Here is a 26,295-nt window from a genome sequence, read left to right on the forward strand (position 1 = left end):
CATGGGGCTTTTTAAATTTTCTTCACTGACTTAGTGATAACTAATTTACTTTTTCAGATTATCGTGTATAATATAAATTGTAAGGAGGGAGCGAAATGGAACATGTTGAGAAGAAGAAAAGCTTACGCATCACAGGAATGACGTGTGCGAATTGCGCACGAATCGTTGAAAAATCTCTTTCAAAAGTCGAAGGTGTCAAATTCGCCGCTGTTAACCTTGCAACGAACACCGCTTTCGTTGTTTTAGAAGACGATGTAGATGATGAGATTCTGGCAAAAGCGGTTGAAAGCGTTGGATATGGTGTTACTGATGAACCAGTCGAGGCAATCGAGGAGAAGAGATTGAAAAGGATAAAGACAAACCTGATAATCGCACTCATCATAACCATCCCTCTATCAATTCTGATGCTTTTCCACATGAATAACGTCCACATACCTTACTTCAAAGAACTCGAGCTTATATTTGCAGCACTTGTCATTTTCTATGCTGGTCGCGATACTATTAAAGGTGCTACAATCGCCCTTTTGCATAAGCATTCAAATATGGATACTTTGATACTCTTTGGCTCTGTAACAGCTTGGTTGACGACGCCTCTATCTTATTTCATGGACATCCACGCATTTGGCAGTATCGGTGCGATGATAGTATCTCTCCACTTGCTTGGCAGATTCATCGAATCCTACCTTAGGGATAGAGCATCTAAGCAAGTGAAAGAATTACTTGCGCTTCAATCAAAGGATGCGCAGGTTATAACGGACAAGGGAGAATTCACAGTTCCCATCGAGGCTATAAAGGAAGGTCATATACTATTGATAAAACCAGGAGAGCGAATTCCAACAGATGGAGAAATTATAGAAGGAACAGCACTGGTAGATGAATCTATGATCACCGGAGAGCCCATACCTGTTGAAAAAGGACAGGGCGACTCAGTAATAGGCGGATCTTTGAATGTGAACGGTGTTATAAAAGCTCGTGTCACTAAGACTGGTGAGGATACCTTTTTGTCAAAAATGATTTCGTTAGTCCAAGAAGCTCAAGGAGCAAAGGTGCCAATTCAACAGCTCGCAGACAGGATTACGAATTATTTCGTGCCCACCATTGTGGCTCTTGCTCTCATAAGCGCTTTTTTGTGGTATTTCAATTTCGAGAATATGAACATGCTGACTCATTCAATACGCGATATCCTTCCGTGGACTATCCACACTGAAAACATACTTTCGCTGTCTATATTCGTATTCTTAACCACGGTTGTCATCGCTTGTCCGTGTGCTTTGGGACTGGCAACTCCAATGGCATTGATAGTCGGAACTTCTTTGGCAGCGAAAAGAGGATTGCTCATTAGAAATGCGGAGGCTATCCAAACCGTCAAGAACGTTGGTTATGTGCTCTTCGACAAGACAGGAACGATTACGGAAGGAAAACCGAAGGTTTCCGTTGCGCAAATCGAAGATTCATTGAAACCGATAGCCTACAGCTTGATGAGTTTATCAACTCACCCGCTTTCAAGAGCAGTTGCGGAATATTTGTCAAACCATAAGGCCACAGTTGTTCAAATCATCGAGTTTACCGAAATTCACGGAAAAGGTGTTCAGGGTAATGTAGATGGAGTGACTTATTTTCTTGGGAAACCGAAAGACATAGCTTCTTATTCGATATATACATCTCAAGGAAAATCGATCGTCGAGTTTAGGAAAGATGACGAGATATTGGGCTTCTTCGTCATCGAAGATGCTATAAGGGAAGATTCTGTCAGAGCAATTACTGAACTCAAGAATTCAGGTATAATTCCTGTCATGGTTACAGGCGACAATGAAAACACTGCAAAGTACGTTTCAAATATCGTTGGCATAGAGCAAGTATATGCAAACGTTAAGCCCGAGGAAAAACTGAACATTGTGCGGAAATTCCAAGCGTTCGGCAAGAAAGTGATTATGGTCGGTGATGGAATAAACGACGCAGCGGCGCTGAAAGCAGCGGACATAGGCATTGCAATTGGAAGCGGAAGTGACTTGGCAATCGATAGTGCTGATATAATAATAACAAAGGGTGGTATATCAAAGGTAGCTGATGTGATAAAGATATCGAAAATAACATTCCAAGCTATCAAGGTCAATTTGCTATTTGCGTTCTTCTACAACGTCATCGCTATTCCGCTTGCAATGCTTGGGTTGTTACATCCGGCGATAGCTGAAGCTGCCATGGCTATGAGCTCAATCACGGTGATTTTTAACTCAATAAGAATCAGGAATAAGTTCGAAAGGGCTACCCACTTATCCATTTAATTATCCCCGAATCTCAAAGGAGGCGAAGACGTATGGCAAGGTATCTGTTGAAAGTTCCTGACATTTCATGCAACCACTGCAAGATGAGAATTTCAAAGGCACTCGAGGAAATTGGAGAGAAGGACTTTGAAGTTAGAGTTGCCCAGAAAGAAGTCATTATCGACACAGATAACATTGAAAGAGTAGTACAAAAGCTCGAAGAGATCGATTATCCGGTAGAATCGGCAACCATTCAATGATTTTCAAAACTTGAACTTATTTTGAGGCGTGCGCTATGCCCATCGAAAGAGAAAAGAAGTATCTGATTGACGAAAACCAAGCCACGAAACTTAAAAATATGGCAAAATTTTCAATTGGTGTGGTCCAGTGGTATCTGCCGGACTGCATTTTGTTGTTGGAACTTCTTGGCGAACGGGACTTTTCAAAAAGTCGAGAATGGAGAATTCGCTACACAGTGGATAAAAAAGGAAACGAAACTTGGATCGCCGCATTTAAGTCTGAACTCGTGGAAGGTTTTCAACGAGTTGAAGAGGAGTACGATTTAACCAAATTTATCAGGAAACAAAATACAGATATGTGGGAAAGACTCTTCAACGAATTATCAAGCAAGCCCGTTGTAGTGAAGATCAGACACTACATATCCGATACGCCCACAGAAATAGTGCTCGATGAGTTCATGCAGCTTGACATTCCTTACAATATCGATATTAAGTACATGGTAGAAATCGAAACTGAAGACGAATTTGAAAAATACGAAAAAGAGTACGACTTAGGTGAAGGAATAAGCACCGAAGAATTCGACATTTACACGAACAGAAATATCGCTATCGAAAGTCAAATTCCTCCGAGAGTCTTAATCACACTTGTCAAACAGGCTCTTGGAATATCTCCATTCCCAAAGATGAGAAGAAAAGACAGAGAATTACCTATTAGAGATGCTATCGAACTTCTCAAAATCGGCGAATATGGTTTTTTTACAACCTACGACGGTAACTATCCGTACGCAGTGCCAGTGAATTATGTTTATAAAGACGGTGCGATTTATTTCCACTGTGCGAGCTCTGGAAAAAAGCTTGAAAACATTTCTGTGCACAAGAACGTAAGTTTCTCAGTAGTAACAAAGGCAAAAGTTCTTCCAGAACAACTGTCGACAGCTTACGAAAGCGTTATAGCTTTCGGTCAAGCAAGGGTTGTTGATGGTGAAAAAAAGAAGATGGCACTACTTGAACTTGTCCGGAAGTACTCGCCGCAAACGTACGGAAAATTCACTCAATCAAGAGCTGAAGAATTTGAAAGTGAGTGTTCTAACACAACAGTGGTAAAATTGATAATAGAGTACATAACAGGTAAGAGACGAAATGAATAACAATTTCATTACTTAAATGGTGGCGCTGTATATGGATTCTACATTTGTAATACTATTAGTAATTTTCATAATAGTCTCCGATGCTATCGTTCTATTTGTGATTTACAGATTCAGAAAAAAGAAAAAGGAACAAGAAAACCTCGTAGAGGATTACATCAACGGTCATGGATACAGATACATCGCTCGAGAAGATAAAACATTCCAAAAGGAGTTTTCAAAAACATTCTCAAAACTCAACCCGAATTTCAGATGGAAGAATCTGAAAGTACAACACTTGTTCACATACCCCACAGAAGAGCAGGAAGGTAAATCACTTTGTTTTGAATTAGAAGTAACCGCGAGAAATTACTATAAAAAGTATTTCTGTTATCTACTTGAAAATTTTCATTCCCAGCTTCCGGAATGCAGTATAATACCTCGTTCGCCATTTGAAATTATTTTCTTGAGAAAGAATACTGCCTTCGATAAGACTTATAAAGTTATTCCAAAAGAAGTAAGCGAAAGACTTCCTTTAGATTTAAAAGAACAGCTTGTCAGGTACTTCGGAGTGTCTGTCATTTACGCTAATAATCAACTTCTCATTACAAAAGAATACAAATCAAAAGAAGAACCTTTACAGGCGCTATCTACGTGCGAAGAGATTTTTGATATAGTAAAAATGTACTCTTAAATATTGAACGCCGTTAAAAGCAAAAACCGGGCGTAAATCAGCCCGGTTTTTTGTCACATTCTCCTCAATGATGTCTCATATATCCTCTTTATAACTTCCCTCTCAGCTTTTATCGGTGCTTGGCTAAGCAACAATCCAAGTGAAGGTGTCGTCATTGCAAGTTCTGTGAGTTTGTCAACGTGACCTTCGTTGAATCCTATATCTGAAAGTTTTTCCGTAACTCCCATGTTGAATAGCCAGTTTTCTATTCCCTTGGCTATAGCTTCTGCTTCGCCTGGATTGCCTTTCAATCCCGGAACAATTGGTTCATACACTTCGGCAAGAATGTCAGCTACAGAAGGATATATTTCTTTGACAACAGCAGGAAGAAGCATCGCAAGTCCGAGTCCATGCGCAAGGTCTGGCTTAACTGCACTCAGCGGGTGCTCAAGTGCGTGCGTGAAGTGGAGCAACCCATTGTCGAATGATATACCCGCTATTGCGGATGCATACAACAGCCAGTATCTTGCGTTCAGGTCGTTTGGATTGCTCAATGCTTGAGGTAAGTATGTAGCTATAAGTCTAACCGTTTCTTTTGCCAAGAGTATCGAGTATGGGTTTCTCGAAAGTGTAGTAGCTGCTTCTGTAATGTGGTTCAAAGCATCAATTGACGTGTAGAGAGTTTGCTTGTATGGAAGTGTTAGCATCAGTTTGGGATCGTCTATTGCAAACAATGGATAAATGCAGTCGTATGCTATCGCTGGTTTGTATTCCTTTTCCAAAATAGAGGCTACAGCAAATCTGTCGACTTCCGTACCTGTTCCATGTGTCGTGTTAATTGCGATTATCGGTTTTGCTTTTGTTGGAACGAATTTTCCTTCATAAAGCTCAGAGCCAGTCTTTCCGTCGTACTCAAGCAAAACGGCAACACTCTTTGCCGTATCGATTGGACTACCTCCGCCTATGCCGAGTACTGCTTTCGCACCGAATTCCTTTCCGAGTTTTGTCGCTTCATCTATCTGTTCAACCGTTGGATTCGGTGTGACCTTGTCGTACAGAACGTACTTAATTCCGTATTCTTTAAAGTACTTTGTTACAACATCCCATGCGCCAGTAACTTTGTAAGCAACAGGGTCTGTAATAACGATAACTTTCTTCATGTTGTTATTTTTAAGATATTCAGATATATCCTTCATCTTCTCAATAGCGCCAACTCCAAAATAGCATGTTGTCTTGCACCTAAGCTCGAAAACGTTGTAGATGTTAACTTTCTTTTCAAACATGTTAGTCTACCTCCTGCACTCTAAGATTGGAATAAGCTATACTTAGTATTAAATAACTAACTTTGTGATATATTTCACGTTCCATTAATATTTTAATACATACTCATTATACTGTCAATATCTTGTTGTTATTATTTTCACGATTGCTGAAAGTCTTAAGTCTTGTTGAGGTTTTCAAAAGGCAAAAAAACAACCGAGGCTTTCTGCCTCGGTTCTATTTAATGAAAGAAACTTTTTAGACTTATTCACTATGTACTGTTTGGAGATGCTTCAATATAAATTTTTCATCATAGAAGAGCAACAGAACATATCCGAGTATCATCAGGGCAAGTGAAACTATCGCACTTACTCTTAGTCCAACTTCATTAACTTCATTTGAGCCGAGTATGAATAGCGAAGGGAATATAAGACCTGCAACTGTTTGGCCCATCTTCTGCACGAATGTCCTTGCGCCAAAGAAAACTGCTGCCTTGTAATTTCCAGTTCTCTTTCCATGGGCTTCAGCTATATCGGCAACCATTGCATTTGGAAGTATTCCGAATATGGCTAACGGTATCGCTGCGAGGACTGCGACGATGTAGCTTTGCGCAACCGGTGATAATGCCAGTCTTCCAAGCATTGAAGTAAATCCGAAGTTTATAGCAAATATTATGAATCCAACCATTAGCAGTCTTTTTTTACCAAGTTTTCTCGCAAGTATATTCACAGGTGCGTAGAATAGGAACGAAAGCAAGAACATTATGAGCTGAACTTGTGAAGCATGCTCTTTTGGAAGTTTCAGCAATACTGTTATATAGTAAACAAGTCCAAGGCTTATTCCGGTTAATCCGACCCAGTAGAGCAGGTCTTGGATGACAAATATAAAAAACGGCTTATCCTTAAATGCTGTTTTGATCGCTTCAAGTCCACCTTCGTTTACTGTATGTGCCTCACAGTATCTTCTCTCGTCTATAAATATTATCGGTAGCAGCATGAAGATAAAACCTACAACGCCGTAAGCTATTGTAACTGTCTGGAATGCTTTTAGTGGTTCAAAACCAGCTTTTTCCAGCATCGTTTGGAAGAGGTATATCTGTGTACCTATAACGTACCCTACTGCCCACGTGACAGAAATCATCGTGCTTAGTCCGAGCCTTTCATTTGGCGTGTGTCCAAGCTCGCTCATCCATGCAAAAAACGGTGTGACATACATTGTCATGAACCAGTAGAAAGCAATTACTGTAGAGAAGAGCCAGATTGTGTTTATTAGATAATTACTCGATGGCGGTAAAAACGGTAAGAAAGAAGTGCAAAAGGCAATACGCTTATTGCCAAATAGCCTCTTCTTCTGCCAAGTTTCAGTTTGCTCCTATCAGACAAAGTCGCAACGAGAGGATCCGTGATGGCGTCGAAAAGCCTCGATGTGCCGAGCGCTAATCCAACTATCGTGAGTCCTGCAAATACTATACCCTTTTGAATAAACTGCGTAAAATTCACCCCCTCGGGCGGCATGTAAAAATAAACAAGTGCGTTTCCAATCGCAAAGCTTGTGAGTGACCATCCAAGCTGACCGAGTGCGTACATCCACTTCTTCCACAACGGCAATCTTTCAGCCATATAGCAACCCCCTTTGTTATTTAAGACTTACATCTCAATTGTCACCGTTTTTTGTTATTGGTAACGTTACCGAAAACTAATTTCATTATATCATGTTAAAAATATAATAACAAAATCGATACGTACAGAATAAGCACATGATAGTCTTTCAAATGTTGTCTTTCTTTTTATTTCTCTTTATTACGCTCATTTTCTTTTCTCATAATTGTCATAATAAAAAAAGTCGGTGTCTTTTTCACACCGACTTTTTCAGGTTTTCCAAGAATTAATATTAAATATTAATAGAACAATTTTGCAAGTTGTTTGATGTAGAAATCTACTGGCCTTACGTTAAGTAGTGTATCGCTGTACGGCACTTCTGTGACGATGAATCCCTTTACACCAACTGCATGGTAGAATTTACCCATTTTGACGAGTTCAACCGCTCTTGCACTCATCTGGGTTGCAATTATCCTGTCTATTGCAGCAGGTGTTCCTCCTCTTTGGATGTATCCAAGGTTTGTATATCTCCATTCAAGATTCAGTTTCCTACCTATGTAAAGCCCAACGACTTCTGCCGGATCACTTTCATTCGAGCATTTACATTCGTCGATTATCTCATCTGGAAGCTTTACACCATCTTCGACAACGACAAGCGAGAATCGTTTTCCACTCTCATACCTATGCTGTATAGTTTGAACCAATTCTTTTGGATTAAGCACATCGGAGCTCGTGATGACAAAATCTGCACCGCCTGCCAATCCTCCAAATGTGGCGAGCCATCCACCCGGTGCACCCATCGTCTTGACTATCATGACTCTATGGTGCGATTCCGCTGTCGAGTGGATTATGTCGAGTGCTTGTGTTACGTGCTCAAGTGCTGTTATGAATCCTATTGAAAAATCTGTAAATGAAAGGTCGTTGTCTATCGTTGCAGGAACTATTATTGATGGTATTCCGTATTTTTGCAAATTTAAAGCTGCTCTGACAGCATTCCTTCCGCCAAGGATGATATATCCCGTAATTCCGTATTGTATCGTTTTGTTCTTTATTGCTGTCAAATCTTCATCGCTCTCTGGAATGAATAAAGAGGTGCCGAGTATTGTACCGCCCTGGTGAAGTATACCTGAAACGTTGTTTCTTACAAGTATGTCAACCTTATCATTCAATAAACCTTCAAAGCCATCTTTGATACCCATGACTTCGACTTCTTTCTCTATAGCGTTGACAACAACTGACCTTATCGCTGCGTTTATACCCGGGCAGTCGTTTCCAACTGAAAGTACTCCCACACGTCTCATTGAATCCACCTCCCCACAATTGAGTAAAATACTATCGATGTAATTGCCATCAATTTTATAAGTATATTAAGTGCTGGACCAGCAGTGTCTTTGTAAGGGTCGCCAACTGTATCGCCAACAACGGTTGCCTTATGTGCGAATGATCCCTTACCACCGAGGTGTCCTTCTTCAACGTACTTCTTAGCGTTGTCCCAAGCTCCTCCTGAATTTGCCATGAATATAGCGAGCGCAACGCCTGTTACGGTTGAGCCTATCAACAATCCAGCTACCGATTGAACGCCAAGACCTAGCATCAAGATAATCGGTGAAGCAATTGCAAGCACTGATGGTAAGACCATTCGTTTAAGTGCACCTTTTGTGGCGATTTTTATACAGCTTCCATAGTCAGGTTCTGTCGCGCCGGCAAGTATTCCAGGCATCTCTCTGATCTGTCTTCTTATTTCCTCAACCATATCGTTTGCAGCATCGCCAACTGCGTTCATTGCAAGCGCTGAGAAGAAGAACGTAAGCATTGCACCTATCAGAGCACCGATGAACATCTTTGGGTCTTGCAGCTGTATCTGTTGAATGTGTGCAATAGAACCAAAGTTTGCGAACAAGGCTATAGCTGTAAGTGCTGCTGAACCTATCGCAAAACCTTTTCCCATAGCCGCGGTTGTGTTCCCAAGTGCGTCGAGTTTGTCGGTAATATCTCTTACGCCTTTTTCCAATCCTGCCATTTGAGCTACTCCACCAGCATTGTCTGCAATAGGTCCATAAGCATCGACTGAAAGGTTCATCGCAAGTGTAGCAAGCATACCGACCCCAGCCATCGCTATTCCGTACAGTCCGCCTAATTTGTGTGAAATAAGTGTTCCAACCGCTATGAGAATGGTTATCACCGCTGTCGATTCCATTCCAAGCGCTGTACCGCTGATGATAACGTTGGCAGGTCCCATCGCTGCTGAGTGTGCTAATTTCTCAACTTTCTTTCCGGATGTGTACCATTCAGTGATGAGCCCTATTGACACGCCCACGATGTTACCAACTAAAACTGTCCAGAATAGGTTCATGTTCTTATCCATGATTGCATATGAAAGCGAAAACGCCAAAAAGATTACGCTCGAAGCAATTGTACCGCTTCTTAAAGCGAGCGCTGGTTCTGTGTTGAGCCTTGATAAGACTTTAACCAGTATTATCGCAAGTATCGACGAAATCAGTCCAAAAGAGATTATGTAAAGCGTGCTCGTTATTCCACTCGCTCCAAAGAGTGCATATCCAAGAGATATCGCGGAGAATATTGAACCAACGTACGATTCGTAAAGGTCTGCACCCATGCCAGCAACGTCTCCAACGTTATCACCCACGTTGTCAGCGATAACTGCGGGGTTTCTCGGGTCGTCTTCCGGAAGGTTCGATTCAACCTTTCCAACAATGTCAGCACCAACATCTGCCGCTTTGGTATAGATACCGCCACCAACTCTGGCAAAGAGCGCAACAAAGGACGCTCCAAGTGAATAATAACTTACCGCTTGGAGACCAAACAATAGATACACTATCCCGAGACCTGCAAGTCCGAGGACCGATACAATGAGCCCCATAACTGCACCGCCAGAGAAGGCTATGTCGAGCGCCTCTCCTATTCCCTTTGTAGCACCCCAGGCAGTTCTCGCGTTAGATTTTGTGGCGATAAGCATTCCAAAGAATCCTGCCAAAACAGAGAACGAAGACCCTATAATGAAAGAAATTGCATTCACCCAACCGGATGAAAATCCAAAGAGAAGTGAGAGCAAGAAGACTATTGGGAAGAAGATTGTGTACTCTTGAAACAAAAACGACTTCGCACCACGTTGAATGATTCTTGATATCTTCTCTGTCTTTTCGTTTCCTGGACTCTTGTCGAGCACGTTTAAAGTTAGGTAAACTATCAAAATAGTTCCCGCCAATATTGATGAAAATAGTATAGCCAAAATCCCACCTCCGTTGTCGAATTTTATTATTACAAAAAGGGGGCACGCGGTCAACATGCCCCCGTATCCATATAGTCACCCAATTATAGAGACTTAACCCATTTTATTACTATCGGTGAAGCGATGAATATCGATGAGTACGTTCCGACAACCACGCCTATCGTCATTCCAAATGCAAATGACTTTATGCTACCAGTTGAGAGCAAGAGCAACATCAGTATGACAAAGAACGTTGTTAAAGATGTGTTTATTGTTCTAAATATAACAGAGTTTATACTGTCGTTAACAACACTTGCCATTTCTCTACCTTTGAATTTCCTTCCGAATTCCCTGATCCTATCGAATACTATAATCGTATCGTTGACAGAGTATCCTACGAGTGTCAAAACAGCTGCAATCGCCGCAATGTTCATTTCTATGCCGAAAATCGAGTAGAAGCCGAGTGTTATCACGACGTCGTGGATAAGTGCCAAAATTGCACCTATACCAAATGCGAATTTAAATCTCAAAGCTACGTATATAAGAATTCCGAGGAGTGTGAATACCACTGCTTTCCAAGTGAGGTTCTTGATTTCGTTCGCCGCGTCTCCGCTGACTTCTGTAAATGAAACGACTTTACCGCCGAGTCTTTCTTCTATTGCTTTCGACAATGTTGCCTTTTCATCAGCATTGTACGTTCTCAGATTACCTTTTTCATCCTTTGGTGCAACAACGATTGAAAATGTCTTTTCCTCTTCTTGTCCAAGAGCTTTTACTTCAAGAACTCTTGCGTTGTTGAATTCTGGAGCTAAGTCAGAAATCTTTGCCCTGACATCTGCAATTTTCATATCTTGCGAAGTCTTAACTACAACTTCGCTTCCACCTATGAATTCCAAGCCAACATTGAATCCTTTGGTGAATATGCTTATGATTGAAATAACTATTAATACTGCGGAAAGCGCAATGAAGTAATATCTTTTTCCAACGAAATCGAGTTTCATTATTTTGCACCCCCTGCTTTTCTAACTCTGATAGCCCCAGACATTGCATCGAGCAAGAATTTGCTGAATACGAGGTTCATGAACATTGCTGCAAAGATACCAACGATCGTTGTTATAGCAAATCCTTTGATTGTACCAGTACCGAAGTAGTAGAGGAAAAGTGCAGCAATTATAGTTGTAAGGTTTGCATCAAATAGCGTCCAGAAAGATCTTGAAAATGCCATTTCTATCGCTGCCTTTATAGTCTTTCCGCTTCTAACTTCTTCTTTGATCCTTTCGTAGATGATTATATTACCATCAACGAGAGTACCTATTGTGAAGATTATACCTGCAATACCTGGCAACGTGAGTATTGCACCAGTTCCGGCAAGGAATCCAAAAATTATTATCAGTGCATAGAATATACCGATAACAGCAACAAATCCCATAACTCCGTAAATGATAAGCATGTAGAGTATGACAAGTATTGCACCTATTATACCTGCATTGAGTGATTGATTGAGGACATCTTTACCAAGAGTTGGTGAAACAAGATTGGCTGTCGTTTTTTCCAACCTTGCCGGGAGTGCACCACTTCTAAGTATTGCGGCCAGTTCCTTTGCTTCATCGAAAGTGAAGTTTCCTCTAATTTGTCCTTTTCCATCTTCGATTGGACTGACGACAAATCCAACAAACTGAACTTTATCATCAAGAACTATTGCAAGTCTCTTCTTAAGTGCAAGTTGATACTGCGTTGTACCGCTATTAAGAACCTGTTCAGGTACGTAAAGTTCCTTTGTGATATTTTTGAAAAGTTCGACAAATTGTCTGTCAAGCGTGAAAGAAACTACGTAATTTGCAACACCTTTTTGATCTATTGTTGGTACCGCCTCGACAATTCTTGGACCTGAGAGTACAAGATCTTTCCTGTTGTTAATTTCTTTCTTGATCAAGTACCAAGTCTTTCCATCTTTGCTCTGATACCATTCGGCGTTTTCTCTTAACGCAAGATTCACATCGTCTGGGTTTGTCGTTGGGTCGTACGTTCTTTCGTCAATCGATTGACCAAACCAGAGCACACCAGTTGAACCAACTAGCTTTTCTGCTCTTGACGTATCCGTTGCATCTGGGATTTCTATAATCACAAAAGAATTGTTTTCTCTGAAACTTTTCTTTACCACCGCTTCAGTGTATCCTGCTGAGTCAAGCCTGTTTCTCAAAACCGTCCAAACATCATCAACTACCGCACTTGGATTTTCCGTACCTTTTTCAATATCAACCTTGTACTCGAGCCTTACTCCACCGCTTAAGTCAAGACCAAGTTTGATGCGACTGAAAAACTTCGCAAAACCACTTGCCGGTCTTCCACCGGGCAGCAACATGGCTACAACAGCTGCTACAAGTAGTGCCAATGAGATGATAAGTCTTATGCGATCACTCCGCATTCCGAAACCCTCCCCCGCTACTTATTCTTTGGAATCTTCTTTTACTTCTTCTTTGGCTTCCTCTTTCTCTTTAATTACCTTAGCTATGTAAGCCTTATGAATTTCAAGCTCAGTTGAATTTGCACTTTTGATCTTGATTACGTCTTTCTTGATATCAACTATCTTGCCAACCACACCACCAGTTGTGATTATAGTATCACCTTTTTTCAAGCTCTCGATCATTTGTTTGAATTCCTTTTCTCTTCTTCTCTGCGGCAGTATCACCAAGAAATACATCATCGCAAAAAAGATAAGTAGCATGATGAGCATCTGCATCAATGCTCCAGAAGTACTTGTTGGTGTAGCTGTTCCTGTTGTTGCTCCTGCATCTGGCGCTCCTGCGAATATAAGTTTCACTCGTACACACCTCCTAAGGGTTGATATGTTTTTATCTTTTTATAAAATGTTCCTTGCTATTTCAACTGCTTTTACTGTATGCTCCATAAGAACCAGTGTTGTGATCCTCCCGACTCCACCCGGAACAGGCGTTAAGTCACATATCTCGGCGACACTGGGGTCCACGTCTCCAAAAATTTCGTCGTTCTCAACGTTTATACCCACATCTATGACAGTTGTTCCAGGCTTGAAATAATCTTTGTTGAGGGCCTTCGCTCTTCCTATGGCAACAACCACAATACCCGATTCGCGCGTTATTTCAGCTATATTCTTGGTCCTTGAATGACATACAGTTACCGTTGCGTCAATACCCTTTTGCAACAAAAGAAGTGCAAGCGGTTTTCCAACGGTAACACTTCTGCCTATAACGGAAATTCTCTTTCCGGTTGGATCTCCAAGATATTTTATTATTCTTAACACAGCCTCTGCAGTACATGGCGGAAAGATGGGGCTATCGTACATTATTTTTCCAAGGTTCGCTGGATGCCTGCCCTCAACGTCTTTGTCCGGAGAGATTAAAGAAATCGCCTCGATTTCAGAAATCTCCGGCGGTAGTGGATGTGTGAGAAAGATTCCGTTGATAGAGTCATCAGCTGATAACTTAGGCAAAAGCAATTTCAAATCCGACGCTTTCGGTGCCTCATATACCGCAAATTCAATACCAAATCTTTTAGCCTGTTTTTCCTGACTTCTCAGATAACTCAGCGTTGAAGGTTCTGGCTGGCAAGTGACAGCTACCAGCTTCGGTGTTCTCGGTAACCTTGCCACACGTTGTTTTATATCTTCAACAATTGATGAATAAAGCGGTTCTAAATTCAGAATCATATGTCCCCACCTTCCACCAATAGCAGTTATTATCCTTGGTTAAAGACAGGTTGAAGTCCTGCGGTGTACAGCAACCCGCAGACTTCGTACATGCCTTTTTTCGTTACGCAAAGCACAACACCAGCCGTTTCTGCGGCTTTCAATGTTTCAGGCATTATGTCCCTGTTGCGCACAATGATAACAACAGGAATGCCGACAACCCCCGCTGTCCTCACACATTGCGGTGTTGCAAGCCCTGTTACAAGCAGTGAACCGGGTTCTGTAAGTGCGAGCACGTCGCTCATCAAGTCAGAGGCTGCAACTTTACTGATTTCTATGTTCAAATCGGCATCCTCTGGTGCAATTACTTTTCCTTCTACTATTTCAAGTATTTCTCTAAGCTTCAAGGATATCACCTCGGTAGGCGTATTTTACAAATGCCTCGTAGGTCCACGGGCAAGTTGCTTTAAACATCTTCGCAATAGCTATGGCGTACTGCTCTATTTCCCACTGGGCGTGAGAATCCGCTCGCAAACTCAAGAAATTCATCAAACTTCTCGCGTTAACCGTCCAATAAAACTGCGTGTAAGTTGAAAGAGGTAGAACGATACGTGCAAGTTCTCTTGCAACACCCATGTTGAGCAATTCTTTGTAAGTGTGATAAGCCTCCTCGAAGGTCTTCACCATTGCTTCCTTAACTTTCTCAAGAAGTTCTGTGTCATCAACAACTATCGCCTTTTGCCTGTCCTCAGGAACGTTAATTCTTATGTTTTCAGGTATGTAAAATTCTTCCTCTTTTATTTCCGTATACCTCTGGCTTATCTCGTTAAATGAACCAATCCTGTGCCTAAACCACTGCCTTGCAACGAAAAGCGGTGCTTTAACGTGAAATGTAAAGACTATATGTTCAAAAGGTGTCTCGTGCCCGTGTTCCATGAGATACATAATTAGTGCCTTGTCGCGTTCGGGTGTTTTCAACCCTTGACCATACGAAACTCGAGCGGCTTTAACCGCTGCGTAATCATCCCCCATCATATCTACAAGCCTTACAAAACCCTTGTCGAGAATTTTTTCTTCAAGATTCAATTTATCATTTGTTTTTTCGATGTGTTCGATGTTTTCTGAGATTCCCAAAGAGATCCACCTCCAAAAGACTCGAAACTTTCTTGTATCTTTCTTCTGATATAAGACCTTCTCTTAGCCATGAATCTAAAAGCTCTATCGATAATATCTGAGTAACCGGTTCAAAAGTTAATCTGTGAAAAGGTGTTGGACCGTAAATTTTCAGCAATTCAATGTGTTCTTCTGTTGGATAGCCTTTGTGTACCGATAACTTGTATTGTGGAAATTGCAAATCGAATTTCTTTATTATCTTGTCCCTTGTTACTTTTGCCAGAATCGATGCAGTGGAGATTTGATAAATTTCGCCATCGCCTTTCACGATGCAAGTTGCCGGATAGTTCAATTTCAAATTCTTACCGTCAACAAAGACATTTTTTATTTCAACAAATTGACTAAGCAATTCAAGTGCCCTGTTCATAGCAAGTTCCGTTGCGTGGAATATGTTGTACAGATCAATTTCTTCTGGTGTTGCCAATCCTATTCCAAACTTCGCTTTTGAAAAAATTATCTCGTATAGTTCGTTTCTTTTTTTCTCGGACAGCTTCTTACTGTCATCTATGCCTTCTATATAAACATCATCATCGAGAAAAACCGCCGCTGCAACAACAGGTCCAAAGAGCGGTCCTCTTCCAGCTTCGTCAACGCCTATTATTGTATAATCGATAGATTTATCTTTACTCATATTGCAATTTGTCCTACCTTTTTACCGTATTGTATATTTCATTAACATCCCTTACAAACCCTTCAATCTTGTCACCAGTAACAACTATAAGCCAATTTTCTTTGAACCAAGCGTACAGATCAGTACTCTCAAGCCTTACAGTGAAAACTCCATAGTCGCCCATGTTTACTTTCATGTACTTGATCTTCAAAGGATTACCGTACTTTTTCGTTATCTTGTTCCAATTTTCTTTCGCTTCTTCATTACTTTCGTATTTGAATAGCATGAAAAATCCATCAACACCGTCGAAAATAGCAAAACGACCATCTCCGAGTTGAATATCTCCAAAACCGTTAATCCAACCGCTCTCAAGCAGTGTGTACTTGTTACTAAGAACGTTGACCGCCGCTTCTAACGAATAGCTCGATGGAGGAACTTCTGGAATGAACGGTATAGAGCACGATGAAAGAATTAAAATGATCACTAAAACTACAAAAGCTGTTAGAAGTTTTCTTATATCTCTCATCTTATCACCTGCCGAGTTACTTAACTTTTTCTCCATAAAAGTATTCAATCGCCTTCTTGATTATTATATCACTCATAACGAGATCTGCATGGTCGAAACCTCTAAAAATCTCGCATTTTCCATAATAAGTTGCGCTTTCAATTGGAACCATTCCATCATTATCGGTGAATTGCTTATCTGAAAATAAAATATCTGTGACCGATTTCAAAAATAGAAGTCCTGTCGTTGAGAACATTTCGGTTGTCACAAGGTTTTCAAACATCACATCAGCTTTTTGGGTTATCACAGCTGCAAAATTTAGAAATTCAACATCATTTGGTACTTCTGGATATCTCGAACCATACATTAAATATCTATAATTCGGTGCGTACGTATATCCACCCGAAATGTTTGAAGCTATGAGCACGTTCTTTATAAATCCCCAGTCTTTCCTGAGCTTAAGCAAACTCTTGTTCATGACTATGAAATTTGCCAAAGGAGATCCGATATGCGGTGTACCAGCAAAGATGATTTTGTTTACATGTTTTTTGAATTCATCTTCTTGTAATGCGTATCTTAAAAGTAAACCGCCCATGCTGTGGGCATATATATTGAAACGAACGCTCGCATTATCATAATTCTCTTCGAACTTCTTGGAAATATTTTCAATTTCCCTGACAAGTGCATCTGCACTTTCTTCTAATGGTATGTCCAACGAGGGATAAATAAAAAAATACAATCCATAGTCTTCAGGCAATATTTTCGTCCAAGAATCTCGGAAGATAGCTTTGTAACGTGTCCACGTCCCATATATCTCGTTTGGATCAATTCCATGAATCAACAGTACCGAAGGTGCATCATTTTTCGGTTTCCTTATCTCGTAAATCTTAGCTTGTGGTCTCTCCCAATCGTATTCTACAACTTTGCTGTATTCAAAAAATGGCTCTATTTTCGTTAATGATATGTAGATCGGAACAAGTGAGTTATAGTAAACATAATATTTTGCACCGTAAGTAATTGAAGTAAAAGCGATAGCAAATAAAGATAAACAGAATATCAATAAGCGAGTTTTAATAGCAATACCTCCAATATATCCGAGGCATCTTCTGTTCTATCGACTATATCACCAACGTTGATAACGAGCTCCTTCAACTGCATCTTTTCAGCCAAAGTTATCTGCAAAGAGAATATATCCCTCAAAACTTCTTCTTCGATTACGTCTTCATTGTGTTCAAACCTTTCAACCTCAATTACATAATGCTGGACTTCGTCGATGTTGTCAAATAGCTTTTCGACGGCAGTAACGAAAGCTTGCGCTGCGCTGACTGCACAATCAAGTTGTCCTATAATCTTCTCTTTAAGGTGCTCTGGAACATTCGGGTGTTGGTAGTCCACAATTTTGCTTACCGATTCGCACTTGTTGACTATTTTATCTATACCTTCGGTAAGAGAGTGTATAACTTCTCTCATATCCGGAAGAAATAGACCTTTGTATATATCAGATATAATCCCGCGCCTTATTTCATCAGCTTCATGCTCAATACGTTTTATGTCTTTAAAAAAATTCTGCTTCTGATCACACTCGTTTTTGAAATAACAGTCGAAAAAACTTCTAAGAGTAGAAGTCGCTTCTACTGTTTTTCTTGAAAGTTCTCCAAGCTTTGCAATAACTTCACGTTCTTTCTTTGCGAATGAAATTTGCATACCAACACCCCCAGACAATTATACCACAAAAAGCTGAAAATTATAACCTTTCGAAAAATAGCAAGAGCGTATCGCCGTAATCCTTTTCTTTTATGATTCTTAAATTACTTATCTCGCTTTCTTTAGGTCTTTCTCTCTTAGAGCACTGAAGGATAAACATTGAATTCACGTCCATTATTGCATGAACACGTTCGAGTATATCGCGTACTATTCCCAGCTCGTAAGGCGGATCAGAGTAAATAATGTCAAAAACGCCGGCATGTGTTTCCAAAAACCGGCGTGCGTCTATCTTCTTTATATCAACTTTATTTTCAACTCCAAGGTTGATAGCATTCTTTTTAATCGTTGCCACAGATAATTTTGAAGTATCAACAAATGTCACATGCGCTGCACCGTTGCTTATCATCTCAAACCCAACAGAACCGCTCCCTGCACATATGTCAGCACACACTTTCCCTTGGAAATCAACCATATTTGCAAGACTTCTTCTAAGAATCGCCGAAGAATACCGCGTCCTTGGATCAGGAACAGTTTCTATTGCTCTCCCTCTAAGCTCACCTGTCTCGATTTTCAACATACTTTTTCCACCTGCATCATTCAATAGCTTTTGACTCTTCTGGATTCTCTTGACCCTCTACTTTCTGAACAACAACGGTCAATTCTCCTTTGACATCTTTAAAATGTTCGAGTGCGCTCGTCACTGTACCTCTGAAGCTCTCTTCGTGTAGTTTTGTCAACTCTCTTGCGATGAAAACCTCGCAGTCTCCCAAAATCTTCAGTATATCATCAAGCGTTTTTCTAAGCCTTTCAGGGCTTTCGAAAAAAACGAATCTTTCTATCAATTCATTATCTTTTATCTTTCGCAAAAGCCTTCTTCTGTTCTTGTCTTTCGGCATGAATCCGATGAAGTAGAAGTGCGTACCCATAAACCCGCTGAGCGCAACAGCGCTTGTCAATGCACTCGGTCCCGGAATTACTTGAACAGTGATTCCTTCTTCATGGCACTTTTTGATTAGTATAGCTCCCGGGTCCGAAACCACAGGCATTCCTGCATCTGATACTTGGGCAATATTTTTTCCTTGTTTTAGCAGCTCTATAACCTTATCAACCTTCTTATGTGAATTATGCTCGTTGAAAGACTCCAGCGGTTTAGATATTCCGTAGTGTGTTAGAAGATTATGAGTCCTTCTCGTGTCTTCAGAAAGTATCAAATCGGCATCTTTCAACACTTCCAAAGCCCTTAATGTTATATCCTTCAAATTGCCGATCGGTGTGCCGACAATGTACAGAATACCCGCGATACTATCACTTCCCAACATTTACTATAAAGTTTTCAATCAGATTTTCCGAGTTGTCCATAACTTCATTTATCATCTCTTTGCTAAGTGTCTTTGCCTTTCCAAAACGAGACTCAAACGACAACCTTATGCTTTCTGCGATTTCTTCTATCGGTTTGTGCTGATAATCATACAGACCTATCAAAGGTATATCCAAGTTCTTCGTACTTTTGAAGCAGTGCTTAACCTCATCGTGCGGTATCAGAACTATTGAGCCGTGTTGCAAGATGTAATCCTGGGTCCTTGTCTGAGCGCTGCCAACAACCTTTACACCATTCATAGTTATTTCGTACGTCGATGGAACTTGGAAGCAGACATGTGTTGATGCTTTCTTTTTGCCCTCTGTTAATTCAACTGGATACCCTAAGCGCCTCAAACCTTCTATTAGTAGCCTTGAAATCAGATTATACAGTTCGAGGACACTTGTTTCGAAAAGCTCGTGATTCCTTGGCACTACAACAGAGTACGTCAATTCATCCCAGTGTAGTACAGCCCTTCCGCCAGAAGGTCTTCTAACCAAATCAAAATTATTCTCTTTAAGATAGTCCACATCTATATCATCGGAATTTTGATGCTTTCCCAAAGAAAGTGTTGGAACTTTCCAAGTGTAAAAGCGCAATATGACATCGTTTAATTTTTCAGAGAACACTCCTAAAGCAACATCTATGCCCATGTTCTTCAATCCATCAAAACCGTACGTTTCAAAAAAGTACAACAAATCACCCTTTCATCTTTTTGGTGAGCATAAAAACAGGATTTGCAACTAATACTATTATAATCTTTATTACGTACTGAGACAATACCATAGAGATCAATTGATTGTACACTCCGAGGAACGCAACAAGCGTGAAAACAACTGTATCAAAGAATTGAGCAACGAGGACTGAAACAAGATTTGCTACTGCTGCACTCTTAAATCTCTTAGAATTGAATATGTAATAATTCATGAATTGTGAAGTTCCATACGCCGCTAAACTCGCAAGTGTGAATCTCCAGTTCATTCCCAAGATTATCCTGTAAGCCTCTCCCCTGTCGACAGAAGCAGCAGGCATGAAGAGCCCGAGCAAAATCAATCCACTTGCAGTCGCTTGTGCTAAGAATCCCATCCAAACAAGGAACTTTGAACGTTCCTTTCCAATCACGTCAGAGACCATGTTTGCAATTATGAATGTGAATGTATAACTTATAATCGATGCTGGAAATAGGAAAACACCAAACTTAACAACCTTCGCTGCGATAACATTCGAAACAACAATACCTGTTATAAATAGCGTAGTAAAAATCATGCCTTGCCTTTCCTTTCGTTCCACCTTCTCAACACTCCTTTCGGTCTTATATGCTGTATTAGCTATTCTTTTTTCAGGGCAAATTATTATACTCTATTAGATTTAAACTAAGCAAAAACCGACAGAAAAATTAGTAAAAGTGTTACATATCAGTAACCAAAAAACTGAAACATGGGGTATATAATATTGTCCGTAATACTGACGGTTTATGTTCACTTAACTGAACATGCCGACTTATATGGAAATGTCTGGTCTACTTAAGTGAACATAAACCGCAATAACGAAATTCATTTACTGACGAGCTTTTAGAACATGAACAAAAATCTTACATGGGGAGGGATTACCATGAAAAGCTTGGGAAGACATATCATAGCCGAATTCTACGACTGTGACAAGGAAATACTTGACAGCATCGATGGTATCGAGTTTCACATGAAACAAGCAGCATACGAGACTGGTGCCACAATAGTTAACTCTTCTTTTCACCGGTTCCTCCCCTACGGAGTGAGCGGTGTGGTCATAATAAGCGAGTCGCACTTAACAATTCACACATGGCCAGAGTACGGTTATGCAGCTGTTGACCTATTTACCTGCGGTGACCACGTTGACCCATGGAAAGCATTTAGCTATCTCAAAAAGGTATTCAGATCACAAAGAGCTCATGTAGTTGAACACGTAAGAGGAAGATACGACGAAGTAGGCATCCCCGAAAACGCACCGCACAAGACTGTAATCGAAGAAGAAAAGATAGCAGTAAGCTTGTAATTGCAAACCCAAAATCCGAACCGATTAAATTAATCTGAGAAGGAGGGAATGCCTATGGAAGAAAAGGAACTTAAAACAGGTAGGCACAGTATATATATGGAATGGTATTCAAAAGATCCTGGCGGATTATTCATGAGGGTTAATAGATGGCTTTACTCAGCGCAAAGCCCATTCCAGAGGATCGATATATTTGAAAGTCCATTCTATGGTAGAGTATTCTCTCTTGATGGAATAACGATGACTACAGAAATAGACGAATTCATGTACCACGAAATGCTTGTGCATGTACCGATGTTCATGCACCCAAATCCAAAAAAGGTCCTTGTCATCGGCGGTGGCGACGGAGGAAGCATAAGGGAAGTTTTGAAACACCCTTCCGTAGAAAAAGCCGTAATGTGCGAAATAGACGAGTTGGTTGTCAAGGCAGCTATCGAATATCTGCCATACACGTCAAACAAACTCAGCGACCCAAGGGTTGAGCTTGTCTACGAAGATGGTGCTAAATTCGTAAGGCAGTTCAAGAACGAATTCGACGTGATAATAATCGACTCGACAGACCCAACAGCTGGTGAAGGCGGACACCTCTTCACTCTTGAATTCTACAAGGCTTGTAATGAAGCACTCAAAGAAGATGGTATCTTGTGTGCCCAGACAGAAGGTATGACTTACGACTGGGAATGGGGCACAACAGCCTACAAGAGAATTAAGGCAAATTTCCCGCTTGCAAAGATGTACTTAGGCTTCATGCCAACTTACCCCGGCGGAATGTGGTCGTACACATTCGCTTCGAAAACCGGAATTGATCCAATAAAAGACTTTAATCCTGAAAAAGTTAGGAACTTCAAAGAACCTTTGAGGTACTATAACGAAGAAATTCACAAAGCGGCATTTGCACTTCCAAACTTTGTCAGAAAGTACATCGGAGAAGACTAAAGAAAATTGAACTTAAAGGCGGCAGGCAAGTCCTGCCGTTTTTGATTTTTCAAAGCTGTTGTGATAAAATAGGTGAGAAAATATATTAACAAGATACTCATATGTGGCTTGAGGTGAAATCGTCAACGCCCCACCACTGAAGTGGCGGGCTTGAAGCCCTCGTTGACTAGCCTCAGCCAAAGCCAATAGGCTTCTTGGCTACGTTAGATGGGTCATGACACCATGGAATGCTGCTCAAGTTCCATGCTCTGTCGTCTGTCATTAAACAGTCCTGAGGGGTAGGGACAGTGTGGCAGACATGACAAGCCCATCTAACATTGGCGATGAGCTCCTAACTCCGCAAGGAGGCTTACACCATATGGTGTATGCTATTTCTCAACAGGGGAAACCTCTCGTGCCAACTAAAAGGCATGGAAAAGTAAGAAGACTTTTAAAACAAGGACTTGCGAAAGTTGTCAAAAGAGAGCCTTTCACAATTCAGCTTTTGTATGATACAACCACATATGTACAGCCAGTAACAGTTGGCATCGACATTGGTTCAAAAACAGTCGGTGTCTCAGCCATAACAGATAAGAAAGAAGTATTTTCATCGGAGATAGAACTCAGAACTGACATCAAAGACTTATTGTGCGAAAGAAGAGAATACAGACAGTTAAGAAGGTATCGCAAGACGAGGTACAGAAAAGCAAGATTTTTGAATAGGCGTAAACCAGAAGGATGGCTTGCACCAAGTCTAAGGTGGAAAGTAGATGCACATATTAGAATAGTCAACATGCTCAGCAAGATACTGCCGATATCAAAGGTTATCGTAGAAGTTGCACCGTTTGATACCCAAAAGATATTAAATCCAGATATCCAAGGAGAAGAATATCAAAATGGAGTGCAGAAAGGTTTTTGGGATGTGAGAGAATATTGTCTATGGCGAGCAGGATATAAATCGGAGGTATCTGGCAAAAAAGGAGTTTTGGAAGTTCACCATATAGTTCCAAGAAGCGGAGGTGGGACGGACAATCCTTCAAACCTGATAGTCTTAACAGCACAAGAGCACAAAGCAATACATGAGGGCAGGTTAAAGATACCAAAGAGCAAGATAGAGAAGGTAAGGATTCTCAAAGATGCGAGTCACGTATCGACGATAGGTTGGCATATAGTTAATGAGCTAAAGGAACTGTACGAGGATGTCAGAGTTACATACGGTAGTATCACCAAAGCAAAGAGAAGTGAGTTTGGATTGGAAAAGACGCACCGAAATGATGCATATGTCATAGGGGGAGGGACAGTTCAGAAGAGAGCGAAAGAATGGTATTTTGGTAAGTTTTTCAGAAGACAAAATAGGTCATTGCATAAAGTCAATCCAATCAAAGGTGGTATAAGACCGGTTAATACAATCAAACAATCATACGGTTTCAGAAGGTTTGACAAAATAGAATACGAAGGGAAGATAGGAATCATAGCTGGAACAAGAAGTAGTGGATATTTTGTAATAAGAAGTCTTTCAGGGGAAAGAATACACGATAGTGTGAAATACAGCAAATTAAAACATTTCGAGAAATCAAAGACGATAATGTTGGAAAGGAGGGAAGCGGCTATCTCCTCACACGACTAAAGTTGCGTGTCTCCGAAGCCGTAAATTGATGAAATTGGGAAGTAAACTTAAAAGACTTAGACTCGCAAGAGGATATACACAAGAAGAACTCGCCGATAGATGCGATCTGTCGAGAAGTTTTATCTCTCAGCTTGAAAGTGACAAAGTTTCTCCATCTGTTGAAACTCTCGAGAGAATTCTCAGAGTCCTTGGGACAGATTTGAAACATTTCTTTTCCGAAGAGCAGAAAAAGATCGTATTCAAGAAAGACGAAAGGGTACCTGTATACGATTTACCAAAGGGAGTAAAGATAGATATACTGATGGACGCTGTGGAAGACAAAGAGCTCGATGCAAAGATAGTCGAACTTGAACCCGGAGCCCAGACAGATAAAGAAGACTATCACGACGGCGACGAGTTCGGATACGTTGTAGAAGGCTCTGTCGACATATATATAGATGGAAAAAGGTACAGAGCGAACGAAGGAGAGTGTTTTTACTACTCAGGCGACTGTGTACACTACATGAGAAACCCGGGCAAAGAAAAAGCTGTCATACTGTGGATACAGACAATTTGAAATTCAAAAAATAGGTGGACGTTCGTCCACCTTTTGTTTTCTATTTTTGTGATATTTCTACGTCAACCAAAACCCCTTTGTGATCCGATACCCTTTCACTTTCAAAAACAATTCTCGCACTCTTTACTAAAAAATTTTCAGGAACTAAAATGTAATCTATCCTTGCACTCTCTTCGCTTATCTTATCACCAATAAATGTAGGTCTATCAGGTTCATTTGGATTTGCAACCATCCAAGAGTCTAAGACGCTCAAACCAAGAATTTCCCTTTTCATCACCATTTTATATTCTTCTGAACCGTACGAAACGTTGAAATCACCTGCTATTATGAATCTCTCGTTTCCAATCTCTTCCACCCAGCTAACAAAGTTTTCATATTCATCTTCAAATCCAGCTTCTTTCCAATTAAAGTGCACTGAATACAGATCTATAGGTCCACCTTTGTCCTCTATCCTTGCTCTGATGATTTTCCTTGTGTAAAATGTGTTTACGTCTTGATTTCTTGAAACATATCTTGATTCAAAATCAACGATTGGAAATTTTGAAACGATGCCAAGTCCTTCCTCCCATATACCAAACCCGTAGTGCGCCATGTCCCAGACAAAATGATAAATCTTCCCATATTCTGCAAGCATTTCAACAAGTCTTCTGACATAGTTGCTCTTCTTGATGTCGACTCCATGTAAAAAAATATCTGGTTCTTCATGCATATATTGACCCGCTTCTTGGAAAAAACATATTTCCACATCTTCATTTGCAATTAGCTCGACGATCTTTCTTTGAATGGACTTATACTTTTCCAAGAAACCCTCAATCGTATCTTCATCGTTGTATACGATTTCTTGGTATGTGTGCAGATTGAGTGTCAATAGTTCCACGTCTCTTTCCCCTTTCTAACTACGATCAGTGTTATTCCAGCAACAATTAGTATAACAGCTAAGAAAAGCAAGATGAACTTCGCTGGTGTGAAAATCATGAGTCCAATGCAAACTCTTTTGAAATTAATGCTGTGTTGTGTTAAGAATGCCATGATTATAAGCGATATGTTTTCCAGAATATCGAACATTCCACCGAATAATCCAAAAGCTGTTAGAAATGAATTTCCAAGATTCAGCTTCATCAGGAATATCCTTACAAGGACTGACCAAAGAAGTATAGAATAACTCAAAGCAAAAAAAGAATCTATGACGTGTAAGTATACGAACCTGGAAACTCTTTCTTGCGTAATTAACTCAAAGCATTTCACTACATATTCTCTGCCAAGGCAGATCTCTGAATCTATGATGTTCTTATCAATCTCTTTGTTAAATCCCGCACCATATGGTCCGAAAACAAAATATCCAAGAGCCACTGAAAAAACTAAGCTCGTTATTATCCATTTCCAGCTCCCTATCCTATAGATATCTATTCTTTCCATATTATTCACCTCCTCTTCAAAGAAATATTTTTGATTAGCCTCCTGAAATACGTTTTTTCTTATTTTTTCAAAAAATTCTTACTTCCCTTTCTTTTCCAAAAGAGTTTATCTAAAATCTTAATAATTTTAATTTTTTATCTTTAATGAATTAATTCATTATTTTTATGTCGCTTTATTCCTTCTTAGATTATTTTTTTTAACTACTTCCCCACCATTTTCCCTCAAACTAACCCTCTTATGCCCACCTGGTTTGTTCCACACTCTCACATTCCTTCGTCCTATTTGAGGTATGGTGAGTTTGCTTATTCTCGTATCCTGGTTACTTTCCTAATGGAGGTGACCGGCTTTCTCACCTA

General features: G+C 40.4%; 27 protein-coding genes and 1 pseudogene. 8 read left to right on the forward strand and 20 right to left on the reverse strand.

Annotation, left to right across the window (positions count from 1 at the left end):
* Positions 1 to 95 precede the first annotated feature (95 nt).
* Genes BUA11_RS06505 through BUA11_RS06520 form a run of 4 tightly spaced genes read left to right on the forward strand, consistent with a single transcriptional unit; the run spans position 96 to position 4,318 of the window.
* Positions 96 to 2,282: a heavy metal translocating P-type ATPase gene (locus tag BUA11_RS06505; RefSeq protein ID WP_072759645.1), complete on the forward strand. Its 2,187-nt coding sequence runs from the start codon at positions 96 to 98 to the stop codon at positions 2,280 to 2,282.
* A 32-nt stretch (positions 2,283 to 2,314) separates the two neighbouring features.
* Positions 2,315 to 2,521, forward strand: coding sequence for a heavy-metal-associated domain-containing protein (locus BUA11_RS06510; protein ID WP_072759646.1), 207 nt, complete (start codon positions 2,315 to 2,317; stop codon positions 2,519 to 2,521).
* A gap of 35 nt (positions 2,522 to 2,556) precedes the next feature.
* Complete coding sequence (locus BUA11_RS10470; RefSeq protein WP_245789587.1) at positions 2,557 to 3,648, forward strand: pyridoxamine 5'-phosphate oxidase family protein; 1,092 nt, start codon at positions 2,557 to 2,559, stop codon at positions 3,646 to 3,648.
* 31 nt (positions 3,649 to 3,679) lie between these two features.
* Positions 3,680 to 4,318 (forward strand): FeoB-associated Cys-rich membrane protein, encoded by a 639-nt coding sequence (locus tag BUA11_RS06520; protein ID WP_072759648.1) that lies wholly within the window; start codon positions 3,680 to 3,682, stop codon positions 4,316 to 4,318.
* A 53-nt stretch (positions 4,319 to 4,371) separates the two neighbouring features.
* On the opposite strand, the gene BUA11_RS06525 is transcribed toward BUA11_RS06520, so the two are convergent.
* From BUA11_RS06525 to BUA11_RS06610, 18 genes and pseudogenes are all read right to left on the reverse strand, one after another.
* The gene (locus BUA11_RS06525; protein WP_072759650.1) at positions 4,372 to 5,580 is read right to left on the reverse strand and encodes an iron-containing alcohol dehydrogenase; all 1,209 of its coding nucleotides are present in this window, start codon (positions 5,578 to 5,580) and stop codon (positions 4,372 to 4,374) included.
* A gap of 241 nt (positions 5,581 to 5,821) precedes the next feature.
* Positions 5,822 to 7,176, reverse strand: a pseudogene (locus BUA11_RS06530) (MFS transporter).
* Between the two features lie 278 nt (positions 7,177 to 7,454).
* Entirely contained in the window at positions 7,455 to 8,456 is a 1,002-nt protein-coding gene (locus tag BUA11_RS06535; RefSeq protein ID WP_072759652.1) for a 6-phosphofructokinase, read from the reverse strand.
* The gene (locus tag BUA11_RS06540) at positions 8,453 to 10,405 is read right to left on the reverse strand and encodes a sodium-translocating pyrophosphatase (RefSeq protein WP_072759654.1); all 1,953 of its coding nucleotides are present in this window, start codon (positions 10,403 to 10,405) and stop codon (positions 8,453 to 8,455) included. Before BUA11_RS06540 ends, BUA11_RS06535 begins: the two co-directional genes overlap by 4 nt.
* Before the next feature lie 83 nt (positions 10,406 to 10,488).
* Positions 10,489 to 11,385, reverse strand: a complete 897-nt coding sequence (gene secF / locus BUA11_RS06545; protein ID WP_072759656.1) for a protein translocase subunit SecF — start codon at positions 11,383 to 11,385, stop codon at positions 10,489 to 10,491.
* Positions 11,385 to 12,809: a protein translocase subunit SecD gene (gene secD, locus BUA11_RS06550; RefSeq protein ID WP_072759658.1), complete on the reverse strand. Its 1,425-nt coding sequence runs from the start codon at positions 12,807 to 12,809 to the stop codon at positions 11,385 to 11,387. The genes secF and secD overlap by 1 nt, the downstream gene beginning before the upstream one ends.
* 21 nt (positions 12,810 to 12,830) lie before the next feature.
* Entirely contained in the window at positions 12,831 to 13,205 is a 375-nt protein-coding gene (gene yajC / locus BUA11_RS06555; protein ID WP_072759660.1) for a preprotein translocase subunit YajC, read from the reverse strand.
* Positions 13,206 to 13,244: 39 nt separating this feature from the next.
* Entirely contained in the window at positions 13,245 to 14,069 is an 825-nt protein-coding gene (locus BUA11_RS06560; protein WP_072759662.1) for a bifunctional 5,10-methylenetetrahydrofolate dehydrogenase/5,10-methenyltetrahydrofolate cyclohydrolase, read from the reverse strand.
* A 29-nt stretch (positions 14,070 to 14,098) separates the two neighbouring features.
* On the reverse strand, positions 14,099 to 14,455 hold the full coding sequence (locus tag BUA11_RS06565) for a hypothetical protein (RefSeq protein WP_072759664.1): 357 nt from the start codon (positions 14,453 to 14,455) through the stop codon (positions 14,099 to 14,101).
* On the reverse strand, positions 14,445 to 15,083 hold the full coding sequence (gene thyX / locus BUA11_RS06570) for an FAD-dependent thymidylate synthase (RefSeq protein WP_218587315.1): 639 nt from the start codon (positions 15,081 to 15,083) through the stop codon (positions 14,445 to 14,447). Before thyX ends, BUA11_RS06565 begins: the two co-directional genes overlap by 11 nt.
* Before the next feature lie 55 nt (positions 15,084 to 15,138).
* Positions 15,139 to 15,852, reverse strand: a complete 714-nt coding sequence (locus BUA11_RS06575) for a ribonuclease HII (RefSeq protein ID WP_072759666.1) — start codon at positions 15,850 to 15,852, stop codon at positions 15,139 to 15,141.
* Positions 15,853 to 15,865: 13 nt separating this feature from the next.
* Positions 15,866 to 16,357 carry a DUF3242 domain-containing protein gene (locus BUA11_RS06580; RefSeq protein ID WP_072759706.1) on the reverse strand — a complete coding sequence of 164 codons (492 nt, stop codon included), beginning with the start codon at positions 16,355 to 16,357 and terminating at the stop codon, positions 15,866 to 15,868.
* Between the two features lie 16 nt (positions 16,358 to 16,373).
* Positions 16,374 to 17,396 carry a lipase family alpha/beta hydrolase gene (locus tag BUA11_RS06585; RefSeq protein ID WP_245789591.1) on the reverse strand — a complete coding sequence of 341 codons (1,023 nt, stop codon included), beginning with the start codon at positions 17,394 to 17,396 and terminating at the stop codon, positions 16,374 to 16,376.
* Positions 17,393 to 18,040, reverse strand: a complete 648-nt coding sequence (locus BUA11_RS06590) for a TIGR00153 family protein (protein WP_072759668.1) — start codon at positions 18,038 to 18,040, stop codon at positions 17,393 to 17,395. The genes BUA11_RS06585 and BUA11_RS06590 overlap by 4 nt, the downstream gene beginning before the upstream one ends.
* Before the next feature lie 40 nt (positions 18,041 to 18,080).
* A complete protein-coding gene (locus BUA11_RS06595) occupies positions 18,081 to 18,617 on the reverse strand; it encodes an RsmD family RNA methyltransferase (protein WP_072759710.1) in 537 nt (178 codons plus the stop codon).
* Between the two features lie 16 nt (positions 18,618 to 18,633).
* On the reverse strand, positions 18,634 to 19,359 hold the full coding sequence (gene rsmI, locus BUA11_RS06600; RefSeq protein WP_072759670.1) for a 16S rRNA (cytidine(1402)-2'-O)-methyltransferase: 726 nt from the start codon (positions 19,357 to 19,359) through the stop codon (positions 18,634 to 18,636).
* Positions 19,346 to 20,092: a lipoate--protein ligase family protein gene (locus tag BUA11_RS06605; RefSeq protein ID WP_072759672.1), complete on the reverse strand. Its 747-nt coding sequence runs from the start codon at positions 20,090 to 20,092 to the stop codon at positions 19,346 to 19,348. The genes rsmI and BUA11_RS06605 overlap by 14 nt, the downstream gene beginning before the upstream one ends.
* A 4-nt stretch (positions 20,093 to 20,096) precedes the next feature.
* Complete coding sequence (locus BUA11_RS06610) at positions 20,097 to 20,687, reverse strand: queuosine precursor transporter (protein ID WP_072759674.1); 591 nt, start codon at positions 20,685 to 20,687, stop codon at positions 20,097 to 20,099.
* Positions 20,688 to 21,008: 321 nt separating this feature from the next.
* Here BUA11_RS06610 and speD point away from each other — a divergent pair, with 321 nt between their 5' ends.
* The 4 genes from speD (at position 21,009) to BUA11_RS06630 (ending at position 24,523) form a co-directional block, all read left to right on the forward strand.
* Entirely contained in the window at positions 21,009 to 21,428 is a 420-nt protein-coding gene (gene speD / locus BUA11_RS06615; protein ID WP_072759676.1) for an adenosylmethionine decarboxylase, read from the forward strand.
* A 54-nt stretch (positions 21,429 to 21,482) separates the two neighbouring features.
* Positions 21,483 to 22,361, forward strand: coding sequence for a polyamine aminopropyltransferase (gene speE / locus BUA11_RS06620; protein ID WP_084634391.1), 879 nt, complete (start codon positions 21,483 to 21,485; stop codon positions 22,359 to 22,361).
* Positions 22,362 to 22,659: 298 nt separating this feature from the next.
* Entirely contained in the window at positions 22,660 to 23,967 is a 1,308-nt protein-coding gene (iscB, locus tag BUA11_RS06625) for an RNA-guided endonuclease IscB (protein WP_245789596.1), read from the forward strand.
* 28 nt (positions 23,968 to 23,995) lie between these two features.
* Positions 23,996 to 24,523 (forward strand): cupin domain-containing protein, encoded by a 528-nt coding sequence (locus BUA11_RS06630; protein ID WP_072759682.1) that lies wholly within the window; start codon positions 23,996 to 23,998, stop codon positions 24,521 to 24,523.
* Between the two features lie 40 nt (positions 24,524 to 24,563).
* On the opposite strand, the gene BUA11_RS06635 is transcribed toward BUA11_RS06630, so the two are convergent.
* Together BUA11_RS06635 and BUA11_RS06640 are read right to left on the reverse strand one after the other, a co-directional pair.
* On the reverse strand, positions 24,564 to 25,400 hold the full coding sequence (locus BUA11_RS06635; protein ID WP_072759684.1) for an endonuclease/exonuclease/phosphatase family protein: 837 nt from the start codon (positions 25,398 to 25,400) through the stop codon (positions 24,564 to 24,566).
* Positions 25,388 to 25,939, reverse strand: coding sequence for a hypothetical protein (locus tag BUA11_RS06640; RefSeq protein WP_072759686.1), 552 nt, complete (start codon positions 25,937 to 25,939; stop codon positions 25,388 to 25,390). Before BUA11_RS06640 ends, BUA11_RS06635 begins: the two co-directional genes overlap by 13 nt.
* Between the last annotated feature and the right edge of the window lie 356 nt (positions 25,940 to 26,295).

This window comes from Fervidobacterium gondwanense DSM 13020, assembly GCF_900143265.1.
GTDB classification, from domain to species: domain Bacteria; phylum Thermotogota; class Thermotogae; order Thermotogales; family Fervidobacteriaceae; genus Fervidobacterium; species Fervidobacterium gondwanense.